Source organism: Sphingobium sp. PNB, assembly GCF_019873065.1.
In the GTDB taxonomy this organism is placed as follows: Bacteria; Pseudomonadota; Alphaproteobacteria; order Sphingomonadales; family Sphingomonadaceae; genus Sphingobium; species Sphingobium fuliginis.
In genome coordinates this window covers 1-3,593 of the sequence record NZ_JAINEZ010000177.1, presented here as the reverse complement: position 1 = coordinate 3,593, position 3,593 = coordinate 1, and the positions used below count along the sequence as shown (strand labels likewise).

At 51.7% G+C, this 3,593-nt stretch carries 2 protein-coding genes and 1 pseudogene; all 3 read right to left on the bottom strand.

Annotated features, from left to right (window positions below; all coding sequences use genetic code 11):
- Positions 1–99: 99 nt before the first annotated feature.
- Positions 100–2,211 (bottom strand): DEAD/DEAH box helicase family protein, encoded by a 2,112-nt coding sequence (locus K7W03_RS26940; protein ID WP_222888002.1) that lies wholly within the window; start codon positions 2,209–2,211, stop codon positions 100–102.
- The gene (locus K7W03_RS26935; protein WP_222888000.1) at positions 2,204–3,049 is read right to left on the bottom strand and encodes a DNA methyltransferase; all 846 of its coding nucleotides are present in this window, start codon (positions 3,047–3,049) and stop codon (positions 2,204–2,206) included. The genes K7W03_RS26940 and K7W03_RS26935 overlap by 8 nt, the downstream gene beginning before the upstream one ends.
- Positions 3,050–3,086: 37 nt before the next feature.
- Positions 3,087–3,515 (bottom strand): annotated as a pseudogene (locus K7W03_RS26930) (IS5 family transposase); the annotation flags it as partial.
- Between the last annotated feature and the right edge of the window lie 78 nt (positions 3,516–3,593).

Below are 3,593 nucleotides of genomic sequence, written 5' to 3'. Positions count from 1 at the left end.
AATCCCGGTGACGCACCCAGCCCGTCACCGTGACCAAGACCGAGAAACTCTAGCCCCAGGTGGTCCAGAGAATGGTGTCGGATCACATCAGGTCAGACTCTAATCAAGCTTGGAGGAAAATCCGGGGGTCAGGTCATCACCTTCCGAGAGAAGGGGAATGTAAAACCCACCCGATGATGGGTTTCGATGCCAAGTTAGACCAAAATCGTCCAGCGCTGTGGCAAAAGGTAATTCGAACTTGTTAAGTCCGGCATACCGTGGGTACAAAGAATTATGAAATGACGCAGATTTTTTACCTACTCGCATTGTACCAAACGTGAATGGCATATCGCTTTCATAAACCAGTTCTGAAAGAGAGTAGAAGGCTTCGGTTGCCTCAGCCGCTAACTTCTCGGACAGCTTGTCAGCTTTACTTTGTGCCTGCACCCGCACGTCAAACTTGGCATCGTGTAAATCTGAGATAGCTAGCACCCGTGAGGAACGCGATTTCATTGCGGTACTAACCAGCCAGCGAAGCCGAACTGGATTGGTATTCCCAGCTTCCTGCCAGTTCACCGATTGGGGAGCGTTTTCCCCCACCACATCAATTAATGTCGACGCGCCCTTGGCGTTTGCAACGGTGTTTGGATCGCCTTCCACGAAAACAGGAAAGTCAGCGATTAGCTCTGATATTCGTGTACGGGCGGCTTCGGAATCCACAAAGATGTGGTGCAACGCTATGCCGTCGTGTTCCTTTGGGTGTTGATCTTCCGATGCTGATCCGGCACCGCCGAAATTTTCCGTGATGGAGAGAGGGGCACCTTCTGCCTTCAATTTGGCCTTCACCTTGGCAATGGTATTGGTGAAGACGCTTTCACGATCAACGCGAACAAAGAAATGGGCAGTGTTCAATAGTGGATTATCATAGTGATATGCACCAAATTGGCGTAATACTCGGCCCATTATTTGTTCAACTTGGATCGTAGAACCCATACTCTTATCGATATATGCTAAATAACAGGCAGGATCGTCCCACCCTTCTTGAAGGGCAAGGTTGAATATAATATGCTGGTAATCTCCGGCTGTAAATTGATCGAAGTCTTTTTCTTTCTGAGAAAATAGATTTACTGAATCCGGTTTGGTTCCAGCGGTAAAGGATAGGTTCGCGTATATAGCGATCCGTTCCGGCAGTACGCCCTTTTGCTCAACCAAATAGCGCCAAATTCTTATTGGCGGCGCTTCGCGTTTTAAAAATGGAAGAGAAGGGTCATCACTAGAGCCATCATCTGTAATGTTTGTCTTGCAAATATAGATCGCCTTGGGACGGAGTGGAACTTTTTCTTCTTCGACCGCCTCTTCAAGCAGATGAAGCCTGTCAAAAAGTTCATCGATAGAGCGATCCATCGCCGCTGTCGTGCCATCAAATTGAAGAGCAAGCTTAACAAGCTGCGCCTTCACCACCTTTTCACTCTGAACTATGGTAGTGATGAATAGCTCCGGCTCTACGCCTCCTTGTTCGTTCGTTGCACCTAGCTGTTTGAAGTCATCATTGTTGTCGGCTTCCTCAACCCATAGCTTGATAGGGCTAACAACCGATTTGACGAAATTTAAAGGTAGCGCCAGCGTTGCACTGGCAACCAAGTAGGCGTCAGGTTGAAGTTCTGCTAATATGTCGGCCTGCTGCTCAGATAGGTTATGCCCTTCATCGTAAACTATAATGAGTGGTCGTCGCGCGCCGTTTCCCGGTCGGGAAATAAGTCGTTCCCAAGGGCTTTCGTCGCCAAACGTGTCATTATCACGCTTATAGATATGGAGGTTGCCCTCGGCCTGTTCTTTGTTGTTGAATAGACCTGTTGTTGTGGTGATGAGCAGCGGGGCGCTTGGGTCATTGAGCAATGCCGGTGTAATGTTTCCAATAGGCAGTACGCGAAAACCATCCACCAAATGACTGTACTTACCGCCCTCAGAGAAGTTTGTGAGCGTTTGGCCTACTACTGACCGAGCCTTCGACATCCAAAGGACGATAGGTTCGGCATGAAGGTGCGCCCTCAGCCGCATCACCGCATCAGCGAGGATCGGCGTCTTCCCAGAACCCGTAAGAGCAGAAAGCGCTTGGAAATATGGTCGCGGCTGGTTCCCCTTACGTGGTCGATCAGTGTGGTTCGCATAGAATGCGAAACGATCAGAAATGAGCTTTGCCGCAGCGGTTTGAAATACCTTAAGTTCAAGCATCTTCGTCAACCGTGTTCGAGTATGCGTCTGCGCGAGCGTTGAAGCCAATATGCTCCAACACTCGGTCCGGAATTTTGTAAAACTCGACACCCGCGCCGGTGTATGGAGCGATGGATGCGTAAACGTGATAGCGCTCGGCAAGAGTGGCTGATGCAGCCTCCGCCACAATTGCCTTTAGCGCGTCCCGATTCAGAACGGACGATGTTTCCGAATTTTCCCAGATCAGAAAGAACCCTTCATTCTTGGGGTTTGTGGCAAACAGATATTTGTGCGCGCCCACAGCACAGCGATGTAAATAGGACCGTGCTTTCTCAGCTTTGTCCCAATAACTGTTGAGAAGGAGGTCAATCATCTCTTCGCGCGCGAGAGCATTAACTGCATCAGCGTCGATTTTCTCACGCTTCAACTGAATAAAGCGAAAGCCTCCGCCAAGGGCTGGCTGTTTACCAGATGCCCAATCTCCGGTAATTACACGGCGGATTCGATCAGCAGTCAGCGTTTTTGCATAATGATCTTTCTTTTCGCTGTTGCCCTGTTCGATCATAATGAAGCGACGGGTCGCACCTGTTTCGTGATTGAGTTGAAGAACGGCATGACCGGTTGTACCCGATCCCGCAAATGGATCGAGTACTAGGCCTCCCTCGGGGCACCATAGTTGGATCAGCTTTGTGAACAATTTGAGCGGCTTTACTGTCGTAAAGCCGTGACCTACACCAACAACGGACGTGAGTTCGCTTACGCCATCGCTGGTTCGCCCAGACTCTTTATAACCCCATGAGGCAGCGTCTAATTCGACCGGATAGCCCGTTTCTTCTTCGGCCCAATAGGTGACGGGCACCTTGCCACGCTTGATACCCTCTAGGGTTCAGACTCGTTCAGAGCCAGAAGGCCACGGCGGCAGCGAGGCTGACGGCTGACAGGAAGTTCTGGGCGAGCTTGTCGTAGCGAGTGGCGATCCGGCGGAAATCCTTGAGGCGGCAGAACATGGCTTCGACCCGCCAGCGATCCTTGTAGCGGCGCTGGTCATACTGGATCGGGCGTTTACGGTTGCGCCGACCGGGGATCACCGGAATTGTTCCCTGCTCGCGCAAGGTCGCCCTGATGCGGTTCGCGTCGTAACCACGGTCGGCGATCACCCGCTTCATTCCGATGGTTTCGGCTATCAGCAGGTCGGCGCCCTTCACATCGGATGTGTTGCCGGGCGTCAGGACGAGACGGAGTGGCCGTCCGAGGACATCGACAAGGGCGTGGATCTTCGTTGTCCGGCCGCCACGCGAGATGCCAATGGCATTGGCTCGCGCCCCCCTTTATGGATGGCTCGCCCCTTAACTGAGCGTTGTTGCCTTACGGCAGCAGGCCGTTTGCGAAAGGAGCAAGGGTCA